We start from the raw sequence: 23,519 nt of genomic DNA on the forward strand, positions 1-23,519 counted from the left end.
CACATTGACATGGCAAAGATAAAGAGAACGAGGAACGGAAGAATCATTTTCACAAAGGAGATGAAGCGGGACTACACGATCCTGGTGCCGGATATGCTGCCCATCCATTTTGAGCTGATGAAGCATGTGTTCCTCAATGAAGGCTATAAGATCGAGCTGTTGAGGTCGGCAAAGCCGGAGATCAAGCAGCTGGGTTTAAAATATGTACATAATGATACTTGTTATCCGGCTCTTTTGGTGATCGGCCAGTTTTTGGATGCCCTGGAGAGCGGAAAATATGATGTGGATAAGACAGCCCTTCTGATCATGCAGACAGGAGGGGGCTGCCGTGCCTCCAATTACATCCACCTGCTGAGAAAGGCCCTGGAAAAGGCGAATCTCGGCCAGGTTCCGGTGATATCCTTCAACCTGTCGGGCTCGGAGTTTAACAGCGGTTTTGTGCTCACACTGCCGATCATCCGGCGCTGCGTGGCAGGGGTGATCTACGGGGATCTGCTGATGCTCCTTGGCAACCAGACCAGAGCCTATGAGCTCCACAAGGGAGATACAGACAAGCTGATCGAAAAATGGGTTCTGGATATTGCAGGCCAGTTTAAGCACAGGACAGGCTTCGGGCTGAAGGATATGACGGAGAATTTCAACAGGATCATCCCGTCCTTTGCGGAGGTTCCCGTGAACCGGGTGCCTAAGGTAAAGGTGGGTGTTGTAGGAGAAATCTATGTAAAATATGCAAGGTTTGCCAACAACAATCTGGAGGAGTTCCTGGCAGGACAGGACTGCGAGGTCATGGTTCCGGGGCTTTTGGGCTTTTTGATGTTTAAGATTGATGCGAGGATCCAGGATGTGAGGCTTTACGGAGGCAGCATTCTCAAGAAGAAGATCGCAGGCCTGCTCCTTGATTATTTCAAAAAAGTGGAGAAGGCATTTATGGACGCGGTGGGCCGCTATCCCGTGTTCCATATGCTCTCCTGCTATGAGGATGCAAAGCCTCTTGTGGACGGCCTGATCGGCGTTGGCAACAGGATGGGAGAGGGGTGGTTTCTGCCGGCGGAGATCATCAAGCTGGTGAACCACGGATATTCCAACATTATCTGCACCCAGCCCTTTGGCTGCCTGCCCACCCATATATGCGGCAAGGGCATGATCCACAAGATCAAGGAAATGTACCCACAGGCAAATATCGTACCCATTGATTACGATCCGGGCGCTTCCCGCGTGAACCAGGAAAACAGGATCAAGCTGATGCTTTCCGTGGCGCGGGAAGGGATGGAAGGATAAAAGGAGGAGATGCCATGAAATTAAAAAATGGGCGCAGAAGCTGTCTGAAAAACAGCTGCCGGGCATTGGCGGCGGCGTGTATATTGTGTTCTGCCGTTCTGCCGTTTAAGGCCTATGGAGCGGAGACGGTTTTTGAAGAGGCTGCCGGAGAATACGGCGATGTGATCCTTCCGGGCTGGAATGAGCTGGGAGGGAAATGGTATTATGCAGATGAAGACGGAAATCTGCTCACAGGCTGGATAAAGGATGATGCGCTGAATAAGTGGTATTACCTGGATGAATCATCGGGAGAACTGAGATCACGCCCGGGGATCAACCAGGAGTCTGCCTGCCATTTGCTCGAAAATGCACTGGTCCGCGACAAGCTTTATCAGGAGGAGGAAAGGCCCCTTTTATTCCATGTGGAGGAGACCACAAACTCTTACATCAAGGTGGTAGTCCGGGTGGAGGAAAAGCCGGACAGGTTCCGGAATATCAATACCTATGAGGTTGATAAGAAAACAGGAGTGGCAAAGGCCGTTGTGGGGGAGGACATTTCCCTGTATTGATGCGGAAATTTTCCAAAAATTGAGAGATTAGAATTGAATTTCATGTCCATTCGTGGTATGTTTAAAAGTGCGAACTATGGTAACTGTGAGGGTGCTGAACAGTTACCAACTATGTATGAAAAGGAGATAAAGGTGATGGCAGAAATGGTAAAAGATCCGAATTGCGCATATTGCATGCAGGGAGAATTAGTAGCAAAATTTGGTTATCCAGTTTGTGAGATGAAGACAGGCTTCCTCTATGTATTCAAGGAGCAGAGCAAGAAGGGCAGAGTGATCCTGGCACACAAGAAGCATGTGAGCGAGCTCATCGACCTGACGGATGAGGAGAGAAATGATTACTTTGCAGAGGTGGCACAGGTTGCAAGAGCCGTACACAAGGTATTCCATCCTGACAAGGTAAACTACGGCGCATACGGCGATACCGGACATCATCTGCATTTCCACATTGTTCCGAAGTATGAAGGCGGCGAAGAGTGGGGCGGCACCTTCGAGATGAACAGCGGAAGGACCATGCTGACCGATGCTGAGTACGAGAAGATGGCAGAGGATTTAAGGCAGGCATTGAAGGAAGTATAACGGAGCAAAGCGGAGTTCGCGTTCCCCGTTTGTTTAAGATTTAAAGGGCGGCTGTCCGGGATACCGGGCAGCCCTTTTTCTCTTAAAATATCTGTGTGAAAACGCCCTCTTGTCATATCATGTCTGTCCTCCTCCATACAATGAGTAGTAGAAGAGTTTGACTGGAGGAAGGAAAGGAATGAAACGGATCACAGCGATCATATGCGCAGTCACATTGCTGTCAGCACAGCCTCAGGCCCTGGCTCTGGCCCAGGAACCAGAGCTTGCCATTCCGGCGGGGGCGTTGGTTGCGGGAAATGCGGCGGAGAAAGAAACTGCCGGTGCAGGCGGGCAGGAGGAGGGCCATGGCTGGAGCGTGGGGCAGGATCCTGACGGAGCGGCCCTGTCAGCCGGAACCGCACTTCCGGCCGGAACAGAGCCTGAGTCCGGAGGTGCTGTGCAGGTTGCCGCTCCCTCGGCTGTCCTTATGGAGGCTTCCACCGGCCAGGTGATCTACGAAAAAGGGGCGGATGAAAGGCGCAGCCCTGCCAGCGTCACAAAGGTTATGACCTTGATCCTGATCTTTGATGCCCTGCAGGCGGGGAAGATCCGGCTGACAGACGAGGTCGTCACCAGCGCCAGGGCAAAATCCATGGGAGGCTCCCAGGTGTTTTTGGAGGAGGGCGAAAAGCAGACAGTGGAGACTTTGATCAAGTGCATTGTCATTGCCTCCGGAAATGACGCCTCTGTTGCCATGGCAGAGTACATAGCGGGGACAGAGGAGGAATTTGTGCGGATGATGAATGAGCGGGCGGCAGGCCTGGGGATGACCAACACCCATTTTGTGGACTGCTGCGGGCTGACGGAGGATCCGGAGCATCTGACAACGGCCAGGGACATTGCCATCATGAGCCGGGAGCTGATAAACCGATATCCCCAGATACACAACTACTCCACCATATGGATGGAGAATATCACCCATGTGACAAAGCAGGGAACAAAGGAGTTCGGCCTTTCCAACACCAATAAGCTTTTGAAGATGGCGACAAATTTCAACGTCACAGGCCTCAAAACAGGCTCCACCTCCCTGGCAAAATACTGCCTGTCTGCCACGGCGGAGAAAGATGGTGTGCGCCTGATCGCCGCGATCATGGCTGCCCCTGATTACAAGGTCCGCTTTGCAGACGCCCAGACCCTTTTAAACTACGGCTATGCCAACTGCCGCCTTTATGAGGACAAAGAACCTCTGCCACTGCCTGTGATGCCTGTGGAAGGAGGCGTGGAGGATGAGGTGGAGCTGGCCTATGAAGGGACATTTTCCTATCTGAGCCTGAAGGGAGAGGACTTCGGAGGCATTGAAAGGAACCTGATCCTGGAGGAGGCAATGCCCGCACCGGTGGAGCCGGGGCAGAAGGCCGGAGTCCTGGAATATGCCCTGGGCGGCAAAAAGCTGGGGGAGGTCAATGTAGTTACAGCCGGAAGTGTCAGAGAGGCCGGCTATATGGATTACCTGAAAAAGCTGATCGCGGCTTGGCAGATGAAAACAGCAGGCAGCACGGGTGATGAAAATGCCCGGAGCTTTGAACATAGCGGAGGTGACGGAAATCCTGCGGGCGCTGCAGACAGTGCAGCTGCCGCAGGAAGATGATCGCCCTGGGATGCATTGAGACTTGTTGCTGATAAAAAAGCAGGGATGCTGCAGCAGGCCATTTCGGCCAATTGCTGTCAGCATCCCTGTTTCATTTGAGTGCGCCTGTCAGAAAGCTTTTAGTGTTTTTTTGCTGATACAGAAAATTCCGTTGTCACCAGCTCCTCATAAGGCACCCGCTCCTTCAGCTCACCGGCCTCCTCTAAGATATTCTCCAGCAGCTCAAAGCTTTCCTTTTCAAAAACCGTATCGCCCTTCCATGTATCCTGCTCCTTATAGCGCTCTACAATGGCGGAAATCTTTTCCACAGGAGTTTCCTTGAACTGGGGCTGGATCGTCTTTGCGATTTCCTCGGATGAGTGGGAATTGACATAGTCAAGGCCCCTTTGGACCGCATTTGTAAATTTCTGTATGATCTCCGGATTCTGCTCCATATAGCTCTTCCTTGCGCAGTAAGCCGTATAAGGCACATAGCCGGATTCTGTCCCAAGGGAGGCTACCACATATCCGTTCCCCTCCATCTCCAGCGTAGTGGCAAAGGGTTCAAATTCCACTGTGTAGTCGGCATCATTGCTGGTAAAAGCAGCAGCCGTCAGCCCGAAGCTGATGCTCTGGTCAATAGTCAGGTCAGCGGCCGGGTCAATACCGTGCTTTTTCAGGATATATTCAAATACCATCTGGGGCATACCGCCTGTCTGCCCCAGCATGATGAACATATTTTCCACATCATGCAGTTTTTGTCGAGAGGCGACTATTCTGTATGGATAGTGGTAGATTCCAGTTTTTTCAACCAGTCCTAAGTCCAGCAGGTGCTCCATGTAGGTCACGAATTTCTTCTTGTGCATGGGATAGCCCATAGATTTCAGGCTTTCTGCAAGGAATTTAACAGAGGTAAAACCTGTTTCGTCTTTTGCCAGAAGCCGGATTGCTTCAATCAGCATAGTCAATTTCAGATTTTCCTTGTCTGCCTTAAAATCATAAGCCGCCAGATTGCCAAGGCCGTGTTTCAAGTAAATGTCCACGTTTCCATCTTTATCTACAATGATTTTTTCCACAAGTACCTCAATGTCTGTCCGGGTCAATGATTTCTGTTCCAGAACTTCATTCAGAATATCCAGTGCGGTTTGAAGATTGGGCTTTATCGTAGTTACAGGGATATGCGGTTCTTTGGTTAAATCCTGCAAGGTTTTTTCAATGGCAGAAATGCGTTCCATTTTTTCAGTTTGCAGAGCCGCATACGTCTCATTGATAATTTCATTCATGGACGGGTTAGCTGTTATCTCTTTTACTTTTTGAGCAATCAGCGTTTTCAACTCATTTTTTACTTTTTCCAGTTCACTTTCTAATCTCTGCTGACTGTCGTTGGTGGAATAAGTATCAACCTTTAATTTTGATAAGTCAAAATTTTGTATAATATCTGTCAGACTGTCCCGGCAAAGAGTGAGATACTTAATCAAAGCATCAGTCAGGGTTTCTTCGGTTACTAAGTGGGCGTGCTGGCAAAATTGCTTTCCTTTTTTATTGTAAGTGCCGCAAACATAATATTTCCCACGATTGGGGCGGTTGATAGCAGTCAGCTTCATACCGCAGTCTTTGCAGTACAAACAACCGGAAAAGAGATTGATATGCTTCTTCTGTCCGCGATACTTGCTGTTGTGGCGGCTGTCCTTCACTTCAAAAAGGAGTTTCATGGTATCATCATCAAATATTTTCGGGTGATGATTGGGAAATACATATTGTTGTTCCTTGGGGATTTTTTTATCCTTACCGTTTATGGTAACACGTTCCCGCTTGTGGGTACGAAGTATTCCGTTATGGTAGTCGTTAAACAGGGTATCTTTTACCATGCCATAGCTCCACATATAAGCGACTTCACGGTTATAAGGCAGTCCTAAAGATTCATACCGTTCTTTCTGTAACATGGTAGGAGTGGGAACACCACGTTTTGAAAGAATCTCCGCAACTCTGCGAATCCCGTTTCCTTCCAGATAAAGGTCTTTTTCCAGATTCAGAATAGCAGCGGCTTCTTCATCAATCAAAACCATCTGTTTATTCAACGGGTGCTGTGTATAACCGAAGGGTGGGGCGCATTTCAAAGTCCCATTTTCCTGTTCCATTTTTTTGATTCGCTTTACCTTCCGGCTGGTATTTTTAACATGGCGTTCATTATCCCATGTCTTGATTCCGATAATATCGTCGTCAGAGTAAAGGGTATCATAGTTATCATCAATTAAGATAACACGCTTTCCCTGTTCCTCCATTTCCTCCAAAAAGAGCAGTACCTTTGCATTATGCCTGCCAATCCGGGAAAGGTCTTTTGCCACAATCACATCTATGGTGTCAAGATTCGCCATCATTTTCTGAAAGTCAGGACGATTAAAAGAGTAACCGGAAATACCGTCATCCTCGTATATATGGCGGACAATCATATTATTATCTTCGGCATATTTTTGAATAATCAGCTTTTGATTTTCGATAGACGAATAGTTTCGCTTGTTATCGTCTCTGGAAAGCCGAACATAACCGTCTATTACAAGGGGAGTATTTATTTTAGTTGTAATCATAAATAGTGACCTCCTTTGCTATTAACCTTATACCTATATTTTACCATATAGGCAGAATAGCACAATGTTGTAGACGATTAGTGAAAATGGTTCCGAACAACATCCCGCAATCCACTTTCCATTTTTTGATTGCCTTCAATAATTGTAACTACCAGATAGCCCTGCCTGAGCAGAGCCTCTTTTTTCTTTGTAATCTCGGAAATATCAGAATCGTTTTTTTGAAGTAAGTAACAAACCTCCTTCTGCCTTCTTATGATAATCACCTCAAATTTTGTCTCATATAATCGTATGAAAGGATAGGCTTATCCTATGCGGCACGTTTCCCTCTCGTCTTGTGGGGAAATGCTAAAGAGCGGCACCCGATAAAAAGTACCGCTTTTTAGTCTTTCTCCACGCTTCGGGCCAAATTGGCCCGAGGATATACTATGAGAACAGAAAAACGTCCGGGCGGCATAAGGCCACACGGACGCATGAAAGATAATATAACTTTAGCGGTAATGAAATTCCATATACATAGCCGGTATATCCCGGAGGTGGAACTACATTTTTTTGACAAGTGGTATCCTGTCAAAAATTGTCGCATAGAAATGAGAACCACCTCCCGGCCTGTGGTGGCCTTGCGGCTGCGGTAGCGGCAGTCAATGACGGTGAATATCTGCTCCATTGCGTATTCGGTGTTGCGCTCCACACCTAAATCGTCAATAATCAGCAGGTCATACATTCCCAGACTTGCGATAGAATCTGCCCCGTCCTCGGAGAACATACCTGTCAGCCGGTTCAGAATGACGGGAAAATTCGTCATAAGCACCGGAATATCCCGGTCAAGCAGCGCATTGGCGATACAACCGACAAAAAAGGCTTTCCCGGTCCCCACATTCCCGAACAGAAGAAGCCCGGTGTTCTCCCGGTATACCTCGTCCCAATGCTCCACATAGGCGCAGGCTTTCTTCATTAGCGGGTTTTGCCCGTTATTGTTGGCAAAGGTATAATCATACAGATAGCGGTCTTGAAGCCCCTGCGCCCTCCGGCGCTTGATACTCGCCATGCGGTTTCTTTGTTCCCCGGCCTCTTTGCGCTGGCGCTCTGCCTCGGCCTGACAAGGGCAGATACAGCGGAGCATGAAATAGCCGGGTTTTCCAAAACAGGGAACGATGGTCTGGCGGTTGCCGCCGCATTTCTTACAGTGTGGATAAGCCCGTCAGCCGGGTCTATGTACTCATCCCCGGCAAGGGGCAGATCAGTGGTGGATTGTGGCGGCATGATTCTGATACCGTTTGCCGGTGGACGCCATGTACTCGGATAGCCGGTCAATGTGGGTCTGCCACAAGGTAGGCAGTTCGGATAATTCCTCGTCACTTTGAAAAACATTTTTGTAACGGCCATAGGCGTGTGTGCTGTCACACTCTCTACTCTCTATATTTTTATCTCTAATATCTAATCTCTGGTGGACAAATGTCCGCTTTACCGGATGAAAGCAGTTTTTGGCGCTTCAAACGCATCCGTTCTTTCTTCTTGCGCTCCCCCTCAGTAGAGGACTGCCCGTAACGCCTGTTCCACGGTTCCGATCTGGTGGCGGATAAAAGTGGCTATGGTCTGGCGTGTGGGGGGAAGATGACCGTTCAGCATAAGAACGCAGTTGCTCTTTAGCGACATAAGATACATTTTCAACAACAGGTTGGAATACAGCAGCCCGTCCTGCATAGTTTTCATAATCACCCTCTTTTCATCGGTGAAAAAGTTTTCTTTCAGCTTCAGGTAATAATATTTTCGGTTGTCTGACATAGGTTTGCTCCTTTGGTCTATAATGGCACGTGTACGCATTTATAATTGCAGCACTCATGTACCAGACGCTGCGCCCTGCGGTACTACCGGTAATCCATGACAGAGGTTTTCTCATGCTGCCCGGTTGTCATAGCGCACATGGCAGCGGCACACGGTAGGCTGCTCTTTTGTGAAAACCGGCTCCGGCTTCTTTGCGGCTGCGGGTGTGGGCGGCATAGGCGGCACCGGGATTTGGACGGTAATCGTCAAAAGCATTGTTTGCATTTTGGCGGTGAATTTTGGGATGAATTTTGGGCTCCTTAAAAATTTGTAAATTTTATGTCTGCTGAGTTGATTTTGCATTGCAATTCGCATATACTATAAGTGCAATGAAATGAGAAAGGGGTTGATACTATGGCAAGCACGACAAATTTCAGCGTCCGCATGGACAGCGACATCAAAAAACAGTGCGAAACGCTTTATGGCGAGTTGGGTATGAACCTGACGACTGCAATCAATGTGTTTCTGCGTCAGTCTTTGCGTGTCGGCGGTTTTCCCTTTGAAGTCCGGCTGGAACAGCCCAACAAAGAAACCATTGCCGCTATGCTGGAAGCAGAACGTATTGCGCGTGATCCCAGCGTGAAGCACTACTCCGATGTAGAAGAAGCACTTCGGGAGCTGAAACGATGAACCGTGACATTGTTTGGACGACACAGTTCAAAAAAGACTATAAGCTGGCATTGAAGCGCCACCTCAATATTGATCTGCTGGATGATATTATCCGGGCCTTATCACGGGGGGAAACGCTGCCAGAGAAGAACAAAGACCACGTGCTGTCCGGCGATTGGGTAGGACACCGGGAATGTCATATTCAGCCGGACTGGCTGCTGGTTTACCGCATTGAGGACGATGTGCTGGTACTGACATTGGCCCGTACCGGGACGCACAGCGATTTGTTCGGAAAATGAAAGCACAAGCCGCCGTATGGAAGATTTTTCTGTACGGCGGTTTTGCTATGCTCATAACTCGTGATCCTCCTTTTTCTGGTTCTGGTCGGGCTGTTCCTTTGCCAGCTTCTCAGCGACCTTCCTCAAATTCTCCACGGCCTTAATTTCCTCCCACATGGCTTTCATCTGCTGGTACTGCAAATCTTTCTGCGCCGACAGCCTATCCATTTCGGCTTGCCATTTTTCGGGGTGATCGGCTCATCGTCAGCTTTCAGATTTTCCAGATAGCGGGCAGCGGCTTCACCTTGTCAATCTGGCAGCGGGTTCTTTTGTACTTTTCGTACTGCGCCTGCCATAGCTGCGTCATAATACTGCCTTTACCCTGCGGCTTGGCGGCTTCTTCCTTAGACCAGTTATACAGCCGAGTAATGCGTGCTTTAATCTCTTACGTCACACCAACACGCTTTAATTCTTTGTGGACGTACTCATAATCCGGTTGGCGGTACAGATTTTCCGTGACATGTTTATCAGGGTAAAACATAAGCAAGTAATTTTGTTTCTGTTATTGCCAACTCTTTGTGTAATTGTATTGCCATGAATGCAGTGATGATAGCCGAGATGTGACGGCCCCCATTCCAGCAATCACCGCGTCATCATATCCATTTGCGGCCCTGTTAATCAGCGCGATAGAAAGACTGGTAAGAAGCTGGAAAGTCAATGTAGGAATACCGATTTTCAAAATTTTCACTAAAATCTGTTTTGTGGGGCAAAAGCTCTTGATGCTGAAGGTAAAGGCGCATGAAAAAGACCCAACCTTTACGGTCAGGCCTGTCCTTTTTCAAGCAAAGTAATATAATGCAGTTGTGCTAAGAGGCGGATATAACCCTTTCCTCATACTGAAAAACCTTTAAATTTGGGGCTTTTCCGCTTGTCCACTCATAAATCCCTCTAATGTGCTCCCATGTTACATCGTGGTTAGGTAGACCGCCTGCCCTTCCGCCCAGCACCTTCTTCCCCTTTAAGCTTTCCCACTGAAAGTCTCCCTCCAACTGCCGCCCTACCAGGAAATTCCCGGCTCGCTGGGTCAGCTGGGCGAAGCTTATGGCGTAGTCCTGGGAGCCCTCCTGATATACGTAGATGCTGGCTTCCGAGCCCATGAAGCCGATCTGGGCATCGCCGGAGATCAGGGCGGTCATTACCTTGTCGGCTCCGCCGCCGTTTACCAGTGTGAGGTCAATCCCCTCATCCTCAAAATATCCCAGCTCGATGGCTGCATACTGGGGCGCATAGAAGATGGAATGGGCCACCTCATTGAGCACAAGGGGCTTTCGGTCCGAGCTTCCCGTCCCTCCCGGCAGGCTGCAGCCTGATAAAAGGGCAAGAGAGAACAAGGCTGCAGCCAGGGACTGCAGCAGTCTTCTGCGTTTTTTCATAACATCCTCCTGAAAATGGGTTATAGTATAGTGTATTGCTGATTCGGGAGAATGTGCAGCGGGGGGACAGGGTACAAAGAATTATCCTGCATTTTCTGCAGTTTCATCAAGAGGGACAGCCTGACCGGCTTTCTCCTTCTTTTTTACCTCTGCCTTTGCTACTGCTTCGTTTTCTTCGGATATCTGGCTGATGAGGATTGTAATATAGATATCTACCATGCGGAAAAAGGTTTGGATATCCTCCAGGGGACATATCTGGAGCAGGCGCATCAGGGTTCCATTGGAATCGTTCATGTCTTTCTCGTTGATCTTCTGGATCAGACGCATTCCCTTTAAAGTAGTGTAGAACAGATAAGATTTCGCATCCTCAGGATTGGATTCCCGCTGTATGTAATTTTTATCCTCCAGTTTTCGGATGAGTTGGGAAATGGCACCCTTTGTCCGGCCGAACTGTTCACACAGAATAGCATTTGTTACTCCGGGAAAGGAGGAGATATAGACCAGAATACCGATCTCGATCAGAGATACATAATCGCCATCGCCAAAATATTTTGGCCGGGACGCATACCGGTTCAGTAAGGATGCAAGCTGTATCATACGTCCGGGACGCTGGTTGATTAGCTGTGTGGTTAAGGCCATATCATCCATATATTTCAGGTTCTGTTCTGCGATTGTCATATATACCCTCCTACATCCGCCCATAGCATATAAAGCTGGGGGAGTTTATCCTTTCTATATATCATAACATATTGGAAAATAAATACAAGTCCATGAAAAGTTGTTTAATTATTAAACTAATTATAAAACAAAGGACGAAGAAAAACAAGAAGAAAACAAGAAATAAATCCACCAAAAATATGTTAAAAAGGCATGATTAAATAGGCAAAAATATTGATATATCTATCAAAAAACACAAAAATTCTTTGAAAAAATCGCTACAAAAACAATTTCGAGAATATTCTGAAATTTAATGACTAAACAAAAAAACATTGACAAATCTACTGGCAGGGTATATGCTTTAACTATCAGAAATACCTGCTGCAGCGATATATGGGTATGTACGTGAAACTATTTTTACTAAGAAGAAAAGAGAGGACAACGTTATGAAGAAGAATCTTTTGAAACGAGTCGCCGGATTAATTGTCTGTATGACAATGGCTGCATCGGTAGCAGCCTGTGGCAGTGGTTCTTCCACGAAAACAACGGAAGGGAATGCTTCCCAGGCCCCCTCACAGGCGGGCGGTGAGGCTGAGGATGCTCCGGCGCAAGAGTACAGGGACACGATTGTTCTGGCGATCGACCAGGAACCGCCTTCCCTCTGCGGATTGACGATGATGACGACTACACCATCCTTTATGACGATGATGGAGACTACTCAGATGGTGAATGAGCTGGTGCTTGCAGAGCCAGGCAGTGAATTTGCTGAGGAAGTAAAGATGGCCCTGATCACGGATTATGAGGTCTCTGAGGATGAGCTTACATGGACGTTTACTTTAAAAGACGGCATGAAGTTCGCCAAGGGCAATCCGATCACGGCAAAAGATGTGGTAGCTACCCTTAAGGTACTGGTTCCGTTTGCAGAGGCCAATCCTCTGGCAGTTCCAAAAGGACATTACGCACAGTTTAAGAGCGTTGACTATATTGATGACCTGCATTTTTCCATCACCACTTATGAGCCTGCGCCTTCTATGATGCGTATCCTGTGCAGCTACAGTTCCGGTGTATGGGATGCGGAACTTTTGGAAAAATATCCGTTGGATGAGTTAGGCTGGTCCTATGAGACAATGAACGCGTCCGGCCCTTACCAGATCAAGGAATGGAAGTCCGGCGAATATGTGCTGTTGGAAGCAAACCCCAACTACTATACGGTTTCCGTGACAGGCGAGAATGCAAAGACGCAGTACCTGAAGGTGGTATTTATTCCTGATACCTCTGCACGTGCGGCCGCTCTGGAATCCGGAGAGGTGGATGTGGCTTACGGCTTATCTGCAGAGTCTGCACAGCTGTTAAAACAGAACCCGGATTTCGTGGTAACAGGCTCTGACAACTGCTCGATCTACAATGTCCGCTTTGGCTGCAATGACCCGATCATGTCAAATGTAAAGGTGCGCCAGGCTCTTGTATACGCTCTTGATGTAAATGCCATTGCCCAGAATCTGTACGGTGACTTCTGGAACGAAGTAAAGGGCTTTTCAAGCCATGTGATCTGGGGCTTCCTGGATGAGGGACATATTGACCAGGATCAGGCAAAGGCCAAGGAGCTTCTTGCAGAGGCAGGCTATCCGGATGGTTTTGAGACCAAGATCTATGCATCTACCACAGGCTATAAATATGTAGAACTGGCAGAGGCAGTATCCGCGCAGCTGGCAGAGATCGGCGTAAAGGCCGAAGTTGTCCCGGTAGAGAATTCTGTATATCAGGAGAAGATCGGCGGAAGCCGCATTGAAGACTTTGATTATCCGCTGTTCATCAAGGAGACAGGCGGCAGAACACGTGAATTCGGAAGCGTGGTGCATACCTGGTATGAGACTTCTCCGGATGGAACAAACGGAGCTCAGAACAATGGCTTCTACAGCAACGCACAGGTAGACGAATTATCCGCAAAGGCCAATGCCACCATGGACGATGAGGCGCGCCTGGATCTGTTCCATCAGATCCAGCACATCTGCTACAAGGAGGATCCGCCACAGATCAATATTGCTGAGATGGTAGATATCCTCTGCTATTCTGCAAAGATCCAGGGACTCTGGTGCAATGCAGGAGGCGTGCTTGAGTTTGACCAGACAGTCATTACAAAATAACAATCCTTATGGCCGGGACAATATCCATGTTCCCGGCCATATTAGAACCAGGAAGGAGGCAAACCTTACTTATGCTTGAATATCTGATAAAACGTATCATACAGATCATCCCCGTCCTGCTGATCGTATCCTTCCTCATTGTATCCCTTACCAGGCTGGTTCCGGGTGATCCTGTGCGGAATATATTGGGGGCAGAAGCGACAGAGGAGCAGTACCACGAGCTTCAGGAAAAATTTGGCCTGGATAAGCCTGTGGTGATCCAGTACGGGAGCTATATAAAGAACCTTTTAAAAGGTGATATGGGCCGGACCTATTTCAGAAATCTTCCCGTATCAAAGGAGATCGGTGACCGCTATCCCAATACCTTTAAAATCGCAGTGATAGCGGCCTGTCTGTCCACGGTCATAGGGATCGTCCTGGGAGTGACAGCAGCCCTTCACAGAGGAAAAATATTTGACAGCCTGATCATGGTATTGTCCCTGGTGGCCGTATCCACCCCCATATTTTTCCTGTGCATCATTTTGATGGTCGTGTTTGGAGTGCAGTTAAAATGGCTGCCGGTCATGGGCCTTTCCTCATGGAAGCATTATATCCTTCCGGTGACCTCCCTGGCTGCCCAGTCCATTGCTACGATCTCCAGGACCATGCGTTCCTCCATGCTGGACGTGCTGGGAGAAGACTATATACGGACAGCCTGGGCCTGCGGCATTCCTCGGCATGTGGTGATCTATAAAAATGCGGTCCGCAATGCCATGATCCCTGTTGTTACCATCATCGGCTTCCAATTTGGCTCCCTGCTTACAGGCGCTGCCATTACCGAGTCCGTTTTCTCTATCAACGGTATGGGAAGCTACATGGTCTCCGGCGTTATGAGCCGTGACTATCCTGTGGTACAGGGAACGATCCTTCTGTTTGCCCTGGTCTTCGTGGTAGTGAACCTGATCACAGACCTTTGCTACGGCCTTTTTGACCCGCGGATTTCATACAATTAAGGAGCAGGATACGATATGGCAAAGAATAAACTGATAAAAAACCCGGTTCTGAGACGTTTTGTGAAGCGGCCAGCCACGATTATAGGGAGCATTGTCCTCATCGCATTCTTTTTGGTAGCGATCCTGGGGCCCTTTGTCATCAAGGGAGATCCCTATGCAGTGGAGCTGGGAAGCAAGTATCTTCTTCCTGGTCCGGGACACTGGCTGGGAACAGATAATCTGGGACGCGATACTCTTGTTAGGATGATCTACGGTGCCCGCACCACTCTTCTCGTAAGCTTCCTGGCAGTTGCCATAGGCTCTGTGACAGGTATCTTTCTGGGACTTATGGCAGGCTATTTTGGCGGCCGTACAGATACCATCTTGTCCCGTATGGTGGATATTTTGATGGCGTTTCCGGGACTGCTCCTTGCGATCCTGGTGGTAGCGATCCTGGGTTCGGGCACAATGAACACCATTATTGCAATTTCCTTTTTCTCTATTCCCGGTATGGCGAGACGCACAAGGGGTATGGTGATGAGCTTAAAAAAGAGGGAGTATGTGCAGGCCTGCCAGATATTTGGAGCAAGCAATGCCCGCATTCTTCTTACCCATATTCTTCCAAACTGCGTGTCCCTTATTATCGTGGATGTGACATTGGCCCTGGGTACGGCCATCTTGACCTCCTCCTCCCTGTCTTTCTTAGGTCTGGGAGTGCAGCCGCCCACAGCAGAGTGGGGCGCTATGATGAACCAGGCGAGGGAGATGATACGGCTGCAGCCTATCCATGCGATCATTCCCGGTATCGCCATCACCATGGTAGTGTTGAGCTTCAGCCTGGTGGGAGATGGCTTGCGGGATGCCCTTGACCCGAAACTGAAAAACAGCTGAATGGGGATGTGACAATGGAAAAGAACATATTAGAAGTAAAAAATCTGAAGACCTACTTTTACACAGAAGAAGGCGTTGTCCACAGCGTGGACGGCTTAAGCTATAAGCTGGCGGAAAAAGAGACCCTTGCAATTGTGGGAGAGTCCGGCTGCGGTAAGAGCGTAAGCTCCTTGTCGGTTATGGGCATTGTCCAGAGCCCTCCCGGAAAGGTGGAGCCGGGAAGCGAGATCCTGTTTGAGGGAAAAAACCTGTTGGCTTTAAGTGAAAAGGAAATGCAGCGCATACGTGGAAATGATATTTCCATGATCTTTCAGGAGCCTATGACCTCGTTAAATCCTGTATTTACCGTGGGACAGCAGATCCATCAAATCCTGCATTACCACCAGAAGATCAGCAAAAAGGAGGCCAGGAGCCATGCCATTGACATGCTGCGTCTGGTAGGGATCCCTTCTCCGGAGCTCACTGTGGACCAGTATCCCCATCAGCTTTCCGGAGGTATGAGACAGAGGGTGATGATCGCCATGGCATTGTCATGCAATCCGCGCATCCTTATAGCAGACGAGCCTACCACAGCCCTGGATGTTACCATTCAGGCACAGATCCTGCGGCTTATGACCGATCTGAAGGAGAAGCTGGGAACGGCGATTATCCTTATTACCCATGACATGGGTGTGGTGGCTGAGATGGCTGACAATGTCCTTGTTATGTATGCAGGACAGGCCATTGAATATGCAGCAGTGGCAGATATTTTTGCATCGCCGAAGCATCCTTACACACAGGGACTGTTAAAATCCATTCCAAAGCTCCACGAGGATGTGGACAGGCTCTATGCCATCAAGGGCTCTGTGCCCAGCGCAGTGAATTTTCCGAAGGGCTGCCGGTTTGCTCCGAGATGCGAAAAATGCAGGCCGCTCTGTATGGAAAAGGCCCCGGAGCTTTATGAGTTAGGGGATGGAAGAAAGGTCAGATGCCATTTATATGCAGGGAGGGACGGAAATTGAGAGAAGTGATTCTGTCGGTAAAGGATTTAAAGATCCATTACCCGATCAAGATGAAAGTAAAGGGAAAAATATGGTCCCAGAAAAATAAGGTCCAGGCAGTCAATGGCATCTCCTTTGATGTGTATAAGGGAGAAACCCTGGGGATCGTAGGGGAGTCAGGCTGCGGAAAATCCACCTCCGGCAGGGCGATTGTCCGTTTGGAGCGCCCTACCTCCGGTCAGATACTGTACAAGGGAGAGGATATCTGGAGCTATGGAAGAGAGCAGCTGTTTGAATACAGGAAAAAGGCACAGATGATCTTCCAGGACGCTTATTCCACCCTTGATCCCAGATTTACGATTGGAAGAAGTATCTGCGAACCAATGGTCATCCACAAGGCAGGCAGCAGGGAGGAAAATGAAAAGCAGGCAAGGAAGCTTATGCGTGATGTGGGACTGCCTGAGACCTATTATGACCGTTACCCTCATGAGTTTTCCGGCGGACAGAGGCAGAGGATCGGTGTGGCCAGAGCTCTGGCTTTAAACCCGGAGATACTGGTATGCGATGAGCCGGTATCTGCTCTGGATGTCTCTGTACAGGCTCAGATATTGAACCTTATGAAGGAGCTTCAGGAGAAATTCAGCCTGACCTATATTTTTATCTCACACAATCTAAGCGTGGTAAAGCACTTATGCGACCGTATCGGGGTGATCTATCTGGGGAATATGGTGGAGCTCTCAGAAAAGGATGAGCTGTTTGGAAACATGCTCCATCCCTATACCAGAGCCCTGATATCCGCTATCCCTATCCCGGACCCTGCCTTTAAGAGACGGAAGGTGATCCTGGAGGGAGATGTGCCTACACCGATCAACCCGCCGAAAGGCTGCCCCTTTGCTACCCGCTGTACCTATGCCACGGAGCTGTGCAGGGCCGAAAAACCGGCCCTTGAGGATGTGGGGAAGGGACACTTTGTGGCCTGCCATATCTATGGAGGCCGCAGGCAGGAAATGAATGGACAGATGCTGAGAGCAGGGATCATGCCTCCTCAGAGAGAAAGCCTGTTATAGGAACTGCAAATAAAAAGAGAAAGGGAAGTTGGAAGAATGAAGGTAGCGATCGGTGGACAGGGTTCCGCATTTTTATTAAAGGAGAAAGTAAAAGAGTATCTGCTGGAAAAGGGCTATGAGGTCTGTGATATGGGCCAGACAGAGCAGGAGGACAGCCAGTTCTTTTTTGTGGATACCGTGGAGGGTGTAGCCGGAAAGATCAAAAGCGGAGAGTGCGAGCGGGGGATCGTTATGTGTGGCAGCGGAGCAGGAGTTTCTCTGGTTGCCAATAAGATCAAGGGGATCTACTGCGTGCCCTGTGAGAGCATTTTTACGGCGGAGCGCATCCATGCCTTTAATCAGGTGAACATGATGGCGATGGGAGCCATGGTAGTGACGCCGGGGAAGGCCTGCGAGATGGCAGAGGCATTTTTAAAAAGCACCTGCAACGGCGGTGCCCTGGAACATATCAAAAAGGTGGAGGAAGCCTATTTTAAATAACAAGAGGGAAAAGAGGGATAAAGCATGGCAATGGTAACAGCCTTTCTTCCAAAGGGCTATACCCAGGAGTTAAAGGACAGGTTTATCGCAGCGCTGGGCGATGTGGAGTGTATTGGATTTGATATGCCCAGGATATATGAGCACGTATATCTTCACGAATTTGATACCAGCCACTGTGATGAGGTGATGAAAAAAACAAAATATCTGGTGATCTACACGGGAGCAGGAAAGGTGACCGCCTCAAAGAGCAGGATCGCAGAGCTGTTTCGCGAAAAATGTGATGAGATCTTTGGAGCAGAGGATACCCTTTATGACTCGGTGGTGATAGAAGAGCATACCAACTGGATGATCTCCTGCGAGGGAGAAATGCGCTGCGAGGATCCGGAGGCAGTGGCGGCCCAGCTGGCTTACCAGAATAAATAAGGAGGATATGGTATATGGCAATGTTGATTGGGTTTATCCCGGCAGGCTATTCAGAGGAGCAGAAGGCGCGGTTCATAGAGGGCTGCCAGAAATGCGAGACCATGGGGCTGAAGCTTGCGCCGAATTTTGAGCATGTGTATCTTCATGAATTTGATCCGGATCACTGTGATGAGGTGATGAAGCGGTCAAAGATCATGCTCTGTTATACAGCGGAGGGTAAGGGCTTTGTAAATAAGAGTGAATTTGTACAGCTGTTTAAGGAAACCTGTGATGAGGCCTTTGGAGAAGGCGAGACGGAGAATGCTGTCGTGCTTCTAGAGGAGCATGAGAACCCGTTTATTTCCGTAGAAGGGCTTATGCGCTGTGAGGACGCAGAGATGATGGCCTATCTGGGCTCACTGAATCAGGACAAATAACAGAGAAGGATCAACAGGAGGGATAAAAATGACGACACTTGTACTTTATGTATCAGACCGGTATGCGGACAGCGCCAAAAAGCAGGCAATGATCACTGCCGCCAGAGAAAGCCTCTGCGAGGGGCTGCACTTGGAGAAGGAGGATGTGCTGGTGATCCTGGAAGCTTTCCGGGATGGAGAGGCAAATGAGCGCGTGCACCATTGCTATTTCCCGGTTCTCTATACACCGGAGGGCACGCCTTATGCATATAAAAAGCGTGCAGGAGAGCTGATGAATGAGCGCCTGAGGGCGCTGGTGGATCCGGAGGAGATCGGCCATGTGTATTTCCATATGAAGGAGCACGGATATGACAATGGGGCAGTGAACGGGACACTTTTAAAATATGACTCTGCCGCAATAAAGCATCTGGATGAGACACGCGGCGAAAACAGCACTCCCTGGCTGGGCTGATGGATTGGAGGATAAGAATATGACACATGTATATGCATATGTAAAAGAAGGCTGCTCAAAGGAGCAGATGAAGGATCTGATCGCTGGAATAAAAAGTGCAGTGGGAGAAGGCTTTAACCTGGATGAGAAGGCTTCCACAGTGGCTGTGAAGGAACTGGCAGCGGACTGCCACAGCGAAAACTTCGGCTCCTTTATGCTGGTATACACAGCAAAGGGAAAGGGATTTGATGTAAAGAAACGCTTTGCAAAGCTGTTAAACCAGGCAATTCGCAATGTATTGGGAGATCAGGGTGATGTACGCATGGTGATTAAGGAGCAGGCAAATGATATGGTCGGATTAAACGGCATCCTGCGCTGCAATGACAGGAGCGTAAATACGGCCTACGAAATGGGCTGACGGAAGGAATGGAAGGTCTGTCCGGGCTGCCTGCAGGGCCGGAGGGCGTGAAGATCGAAAATAAGAAAAGGTTCAGGAGGTAATATCATGGATAGAAATGTAACACAGATGATGTATATGGAAGTGAGAAAGGAATGGAACAGGATTTGTGATGAAGCGCGTCCGAGAATGGCGCCTAAGTGCAAAGCCTGTAAGGAGTGCGACAGTGCAAGGCCAAAATGCGGCTTTGTATCCAGCGACAGGGGACGCAGCGGTATCCGCAACTACGAAAAGATCCAGCAGATCAAGCTGGCCTGCGATACGATCTATGAGGGGGGAAATGGAGATGAGATCGACTCCTCCAGTGATTTCTTTGGCTATAAGATGCGTGCCCCGATCTTTAACGCGCCCATTGCGTGGGTGGGCAACGTGCTTCCCAATACGCATTTTAAGAAGCCGGGCGTTGAAAATGTAGACGGCAAGGCCATTGACAGTGATGACTACGCGTTCAGCAAGGCTCTGATCGACGGCTGTGCCGATGTGGGCACCATTGGCTGGGTGGCAGATTCCAAGCATCATCCTCTGGTACATTTCTATGAGGATGGACTGAGAGCTATCAAGGAGAGAGGCGGCCTGGGCGTTCCTACCATCAAATCCTGGGATGATGAGAAGCTTCCGAATAAGATCAGAATGGCGGACGAGGCTGGTGCCATTGCCATTGCAACAGACATTGACTGCGTAGGCCTGGGCTATATGTCCATTAATGGAAAATATGATATTCTTCCCGGCCTCAGCAATCCGAAGTCAGCAAGGCAGCTAAAGGAAATCTTTTCTATCACAGAGAAGCCCTATATCCTGAAGGGCATCATGACTCCCCAGGGAGCAGTGAAGGCCTGTGAGGCAGGGGCTGCCGGTATTGTGGTATCCAACCATGCAGGAAACAACCTGGACCAGTCCTTGGCTACCATCGAGGTTCTGGCCGATATTAAAAAGGCAGTTGGAAATGATATCAAGATCTACATTGACGGCGGTTTCCGCCATGGTGAGGATGTGTTCAAGGCTCTGGCCCTGGGAGCAGACGGTGTGCTGGTAGGACGTCCGTTTATGATTGCAGCAGAGGGCGGAGAGGCTTACGGCGTTTCCATCTATATGCAGAAGCTGATCTGGGAGCTGCAGAATGCAATGCGTATGACAGGATGCCTGAGCTTGAAGGACATCACAAGGGATAAGATCTATATCACGAAAGAATTCTAATAGAACAAGTGAGTTCAAACATATGGGAGAATACATATGGCAAAAGATATAACACAGATGATGTATATGGAGTTAAGGCAGGAGTGGAACCGCATTCTGGATGAGGCACGTCCAAGGGTGGCTCCCAGGTGCAGGGCTTGCAGGGAATGCGACAGCCTGCGGCCAAAGTGCGGTTTTGTCTCCAGCGAGCGTGGAAAGAGCGGAGAGCGCAATTATGAGAAGCTCCAGCAGATACGGCTGGCCTGCGATACCATGTATGAGGGCGGAAATGGAGACGAGATCGATACCTCCTGCGAATTTTTCGGGGAAGTCATGAGCGCACCTGTATTTAATGCTCCTATTGCATGGATAAAAAATGCATTTCCGGACAGCCATTTTAAGCGTCCGGGAATGGAGCGTGTAGACGGGCGTGCCACGGACAGCGATGATTATGGATATACAAAGGCTCTGATCGATGGCTGCGCCGATGTGGGCTTGGTAGGCTGGGTAGCAGATTCCAAACATCACCCGCTGGTCCATTTTTTTGATGACGGCCTGCACGCCATTAAGGAGAGAAGCGGCAGGGGCGTACCTACCATCAAGTCCTGGGAGGACGGACAGATGATAGAGAGGATCAAAAAGGCCGATGAGGCGGGGGCAGTTGCGATTGCGACGGATATTGACTGCGTAGGCCTGGGAGATATGTCCATCAATGCAAAGTACGATTCTCTTCCGGGAATTGTAACCCCTAAATCCGCAAAGCATTTAAAGGAAATTTTCTCTGTCACAGACAGGCCCTATATATTAAAGGGTATCATGACGCCTCAGGGAGCAGTAAAGGCCTGTGAGTCAGGGGCATCAGGGATCGTGATCTCCAACCATGCAGGAAACAGCCTAGACCAGTCCCTGGCGACGATCGAGGTGCTGGAGGATATTAAAAGGGCAGTTGGAAATGACATCAAGATCTATATTGACGGCGGCTTCCGCCATGGCGAGGACGTATTTAAGGCCATTGCCATGGGAGCGGACGGCGTTCTGATCGGACGCCCGGTTATGGTGGCGGCAGAGGGAGCTGACAGCTACGGCGTATCCATTTATCTGCAGAAGGTGATCTGGGAGCTGAAAAATGCGATGCGCATGACAGGATGTCTGACGCTCAGGGATATTACGAGAGACAAGGTCGTTATTACAAAGGAATTTTAACGTTACCGCTGCGGGAAGGCCGGCTGGGCAGAGAATCCCGGAAAAAGGCTCAGGCGGGAAAACACAGGAGGATTTCATATGTTAGGGGATATCAGTTTTAAGAGGATTGACGAGGAAAAGGATGATCTCATCCGGCTGGCCCGGAAGATCTGGGAGAATCCGGAGCAGGGGAACCGAGAATTTATTGCATCCGATGCATGTACGGAGCTGCTTGAAAAGGCTGGCTTTGAGGTGGAACGGGATTACGGCGGCCTGCCCACGGCCCTTAGGGCAGTATATGGTTCCGGACATCCGGTGATCGGTCTTCTGGGAGAGTTTGACGCCCTTCCGGGCTTAAGCCAGAAGGATGTCTGCTACAGGGATCCGGTGGTAGAAGGCGGCTGGGGACATGGCTGCGGCCACTGCCTGATGTGCTCAGCCAACATCGGAGCGCTGATCGCGCTGCGGGATGAGATGGAGGCCAAGAAGCTGAAGGGTACCATTGTATTTTATGCCTGCCCTGCAGAGGAAACTGTGGGCGGAAAGGGAGCCATGGCTTCAGGCGGAGCCTTTAAGGAGTTGGATATTGCCCTTTGCTGGCATCCGGGCAAGTTTAACCGCTCTTCCTACAGCCTTCTCACAGGTGCCAACAGCCAGATCTTTAAGTTTTACGGCAAGAGCGCCCATGCTGCCTGCGATCCCCAGCTGGGAAGGAGCGCCCTGGATGCAGTAGAGCTTATGGACGTGGCGGCCAATTATCTGAGGGAGCACGTACCGCAGGATGTGAGGATACACTACTGCATTATCAATGGAGGAAGTGCTCCGAATGTGGTGCCGGATTATGCTGCAGTGAAATACACCTTCCGTGCTCTCGATATCAATACCATGATGGATGTGGAAAAGCGCCTTCACGATATTGCAAAGGGGGCGGCTCTCATGACAGGTACGCGTGTGGAGGTGGAGCGGCTGGGAGGATGCTATCCGGTGCTCAACAATCATGTGGTGGCCGATGTGGTGGATGAGTGCATGAGGACGATCCCTATGGAGGAGTGGAGTACAGAGAATATTGAATATGCGCGCAAGCTCAATGAGACGATACCGGAGGAGTGGAAGGCCTCCGTGGCCTTCTCAAAGAGTGCCCCTGACACCCAGCTCCATGTCGGGGTCATGCCCATCGACGAGGACAATGACTACGGCTCCTCTGACCTGGGAGATGTGTCCCATATCTGCCCATCCTGTTTCTACAAGGGAGCCTGCTTCCCGATCGGGGCAAACTTCCACAGCTGGCAGGTGGCTGCTGTGACAGGTATGGAAATCGGATTTAAGAGCATGATAAACGGCGCCCGCATGACTGCCCTTACTGCCCTGCGGTTTCTGACAGAGCCTGAGCTGGTGGAGAAGGCAAAGGAGGAATTTGCCCGGAGTATGACAGGCAAGAAGTATGAGACCATGCTCCCTGACAAGGCCGAATATCCTCCCAGGCCTGTCAGGGAATAAGAGGACGAGGGCCGTGC

Annotated in this window: 21 protein-coding genes and 5 pseudogenes; 19 read left to right on the forward strand and 7 right to left on the reverse strand. The window is 49.4% G+C overall.

What is annotated here, in order from left to right:
• Nucleotides 1-9 precede the first annotated feature (9 nt).
• The 4 genes from LIZ87_RS22685 (at nucleotide 10) to LIZ87_RS00690 (ending at nucleotide 4,029) form a co-directional block, all read left to right on the forward strand.
• On the forward strand, nucleotides 10-1,278 hold the full coding sequence (locus LIZ87_RS22685) for a 2-hydroxyacyl-CoA dehydratase (RefSeq protein ID WP_178316778.1): 1,269 nt from the start codon (nucleotides 10-12) through the stop codon (nucleotides 1,276-1,278).
• Between the two features lie 14 nt (nucleotides 1,279-1,292).
• Complete coding sequence (locus LIZ87_RS00680) at nucleotides 1,293-1,826, forward strand: hypothetical protein (RefSeq protein WP_227144777.1); 534 nt, start codon at nucleotides 1,293-1,295, stop codon at nucleotides 1,824-1,826.
• A gap of 135 nt (nucleotides 1,827-1,961) precedes the next feature.
• On the forward strand, nucleotides 1,962-2,402 hold the full coding sequence (locus tag LIZ87_RS00685; protein WP_178314057.1) for an HIT family protein: 441 nt from the start codon (nucleotides 1,962-1,964) through the stop codon (nucleotides 2,400-2,402).
• A 178-nt stretch (nucleotides 2,403-2,580) separates the two neighbouring features.
• Nucleotides 2,581-4,029 (forward strand): D-alanyl-D-alanine carboxypeptidase family protein, encoded by a 1,449-nt coding sequence (locus tag LIZ87_RS00690; protein ID WP_227144779.1) that lies wholly within the window; start codon nucleotides 2,581-2,583, stop codon nucleotides 4,027-4,029.
• A gap of 119 nt (nucleotides 4,030-4,148) precedes the next feature.
• Here the strand turns inward: LIZ87_RS00690 and LIZ87_RS22800 are convergent.
• From LIZ87_RS22800 to LIZ87_RS00715, 5 genes and pseudogenes are all read right to left on the reverse strand, one after another.
• Nucleotides 4,149-4,730, reverse strand: a pseudogene (locus LIZ87_RS22800) (ABC transporter substrate-binding protein); the annotation flags it as partial.
• 753 nt (nucleotides 4,731-5,483) lie between these two features.
• Nucleotides 5,484-6,593 (reverse strand): annotated as a pseudogene (locus LIZ87_RS22805) (recombinase family protein); the annotation flags it as partial.
• Between the two features lie 616 nt (nucleotides 6,594-7,209).
• Nucleotides 7,210-7,853 (reverse strand): annotated as a pseudogene (locus LIZ87_RS00705) (ATP-binding protein); the annotation flags it as partial.
• Nucleotides 7,840-8,375: pseudogene (locus LIZ87_RS00710) on the reverse strand (phage replisome organizer N-terminal domain-containing protein); the annotation flags it as partial. The pseudogenes LIZ87_RS00705 and LIZ87_RS00710, both read right to left, overlap by 14 nt.
• A gap of 111 nt (nucleotides 8,376-8,486) precedes the next feature.
• Entirely contained in the window at nucleotides 8,487-8,639 is a 153-nt protein-coding gene (locus LIZ87_RS00715; protein ID WP_227144781.1) for a hypothetical protein, read from the reverse strand.
• A gap of 129 nt (nucleotides 8,640-8,768) precedes the next feature.
• Between LIZ87_RS00715 and LIZ87_RS00720 the strand changes: the two genes are divergently transcribed.
• Together LIZ87_RS00720 and LIZ87_RS00725 are read left to right on the forward strand one after the other, a co-directional pair.
• Nucleotides 8,769-9,044 carry a type II toxin-antitoxin system RelB/DinJ family antitoxin gene (locus LIZ87_RS00720; RefSeq protein ID WP_057572732.1) on the forward strand — a complete coding sequence of 92 codons (276 nt, stop codon included), beginning with the start codon at nucleotides 8,769-8,771 and terminating at the stop codon, nucleotides 9,042-9,044.
• Nucleotides 9,041-9,322, forward strand: coding sequence for a type II toxin-antitoxin system YafQ family toxin (locus LIZ87_RS00725; RefSeq protein ID WP_178314053.1), 282 nt, complete (start codon nucleotides 9,041-9,043; stop codon nucleotides 9,320-9,322). The genes LIZ87_RS00720 and LIZ87_RS00725 overlap by 4 nt, the downstream gene beginning before the upstream one ends.
• Nucleotides 9,323-10,278: 956 nt before the next feature.
• Here LIZ87_RS00725 and LIZ87_RS00735 read toward each other — a convergent pair.
• Together LIZ87_RS00735 and LIZ87_RS00740 are read right to left on the reverse strand one after the other, a co-directional pair.
• Nucleotides 10,279-10,734, reverse strand: a pseudogene (locus LIZ87_RS00735) (ABC transporter substrate-binding protein); the annotation flags it as partial.
• 81 nt (nucleotides 10,735-10,815) lie between these two features.
• Entirely contained in the window at nucleotides 10,816-11,412 is a 597-nt protein-coding gene (locus tag LIZ87_RS00740; RefSeq protein ID WP_178315417.1) for a MarR family winged helix-turn-helix transcriptional regulator, read from the reverse strand.
• 425 nt (nucleotides 11,413-11,837) lie between these two features.
• On the opposite strand from LIZ87_RS00740, the gene LIZ87_RS00745 reads away from it, so the two are divergent.
• From LIZ87_RS00745 to LIZ87_RS00805, 13 genes are all read left to right on the forward strand, one after another.
• Nucleotides 11,838-13,535 carry an ABC transporter substrate-binding protein gene (locus LIZ87_RS00745; RefSeq protein ID WP_227144783.1) on the forward strand — a complete coding sequence of 566 codons (1,698 nt, stop codon included), beginning with the start codon at nucleotides 11,838-11,840 and terminating at the stop codon, nucleotides 13,533-13,535.
• A gap of 71 nt (nucleotides 13,536-13,606) precedes the next feature.
• The gene (locus LIZ87_RS00750) at nucleotides 13,607-14,527 is read left to right on the forward strand and encodes an ABC transporter permease (RefSeq protein WP_227144785.1); all 921 of its coding nucleotides are present in this window, start codon (nucleotides 13,607-13,609) and stop codon (nucleotides 14,525-14,527) included.
• 15 nt (nucleotides 14,528-14,542) lie between these two features.
• Nucleotides 14,543-15,397 carry an ABC transporter permease gene (locus LIZ87_RS00755; protein WP_227144787.1) on the forward strand — a complete coding sequence of 285 codons (855 nt, stop codon included), beginning with the start codon at nucleotides 14,543-14,545 and terminating at the stop codon, nucleotides 15,395-15,397.
• Nucleotides 15,398-15,411: 14 nt separating this feature from the next.
• A complete protein-coding gene (locus tag LIZ87_RS00760) occupies nucleotides 15,412-16,398 on the forward strand; it encodes an ABC transporter ATP-binding protein (protein WP_227144788.1) in 987 nt (328 codons plus the stop codon).
• Nucleotides 16,365-17,444, forward strand: coding sequence for an oligopeptide/dipeptide ABC transporter ATP-binding protein (locus tag LIZ87_RS00765; protein ID WP_178317225.1), 1,080 nt, complete (start codon nucleotides 16,365-16,367; stop codon nucleotides 17,442-17,444). Before LIZ87_RS00760 ends, LIZ87_RS00765 begins: the two co-directional genes overlap by 34 nt.
• Before the next feature lie 36 nt (nucleotides 17,445-17,480).
• Complete coding sequence (locus LIZ87_RS00770) at nucleotides 17,481-17,924, forward strand: RpiB/LacA/LacB family sugar-phosphate isomerase (protein ID WP_178317224.1); 444 nt, start codon at nucleotides 17,481-17,483, stop codon at nucleotides 17,922-17,924.
• 24 nt (nucleotides 17,925-17,948) lie between these two features.
• A complete protein-coding gene (locus tag LIZ87_RS00775) occupies nucleotides 17,949-18,347 on the forward strand; it encodes a hypothetical protein (protein WP_178317223.1) in 399 nt (132 codons plus the stop codon).
• 14 nt (nucleotides 18,348-18,361) lie between these two features.
• On the forward strand, nucleotides 18,362-18,763 hold the full coding sequence (locus tag LIZ87_RS00780) for a tautomerase family protein (RefSeq protein ID WP_178317222.1): 402 nt from the start codon (nucleotides 18,362-18,364) through the stop codon (nucleotides 18,761-18,763).
• A 28-nt stretch (nucleotides 18,764-18,791) separates the two neighbouring features.
• A complete protein-coding gene (locus LIZ87_RS00785) occupies nucleotides 18,792-19,214 on the forward strand; it encodes a hypothetical protein (RefSeq protein ID WP_178317221.1) in 423 nt (140 codons plus the stop codon).
• A 19-nt stretch (nucleotides 19,215-19,233) separates the two neighbouring features.
• Nucleotides 19,234-19,611: a hypothetical protein gene (locus LIZ87_RS00790; RefSeq protein WP_178317220.1), complete on the forward strand. Its 378-nt coding sequence runs from the start codon at nucleotides 19,234-19,236 to the stop codon at nucleotides 19,609-19,611.
• Between the two features lie 87 nt (nucleotides 19,612-19,698).
• Nucleotides 19,699-20,844, forward strand: coding sequence for an alpha-hydroxy-acid oxidizing protein (locus tag LIZ87_RS00795; RefSeq protein WP_178317219.1), 1,146 nt, complete (start codon nucleotides 19,699-19,701; stop codon nucleotides 20,842-20,844).
• Between the two features lie 36 nt (nucleotides 20,845-20,880).
• Nucleotides 20,881-22,026, forward strand: a complete 1,146-nt coding sequence (locus LIZ87_RS00800) for an alpha-hydroxy-acid oxidizing protein (RefSeq protein WP_227144790.1) — start codon at nucleotides 20,881-20,883, stop codon at nucleotides 22,024-22,026.
• 78 nt (nucleotides 22,027-22,104) lie between these two features.
• Nucleotides 22,105-23,502: an amidohydrolase gene (locus tag LIZ87_RS00805; protein WP_227144792.1), complete on the forward strand. Its 1,398-nt coding sequence runs from the start codon at nucleotides 22,105-22,107 to the stop codon at nucleotides 23,500-23,502.
• Nucleotides 23,503-23,519 lie beyond the last annotated feature (17 nt).

It is taken from the genome of Lacrimispora sp. 210928-DFI.3.58, from assembly GCF_020554865.1.
Lineage (GTDB): Bacteria > Bacillota > Clostridia > Lachnospirales > Lachnospiraceae > Enterocloster.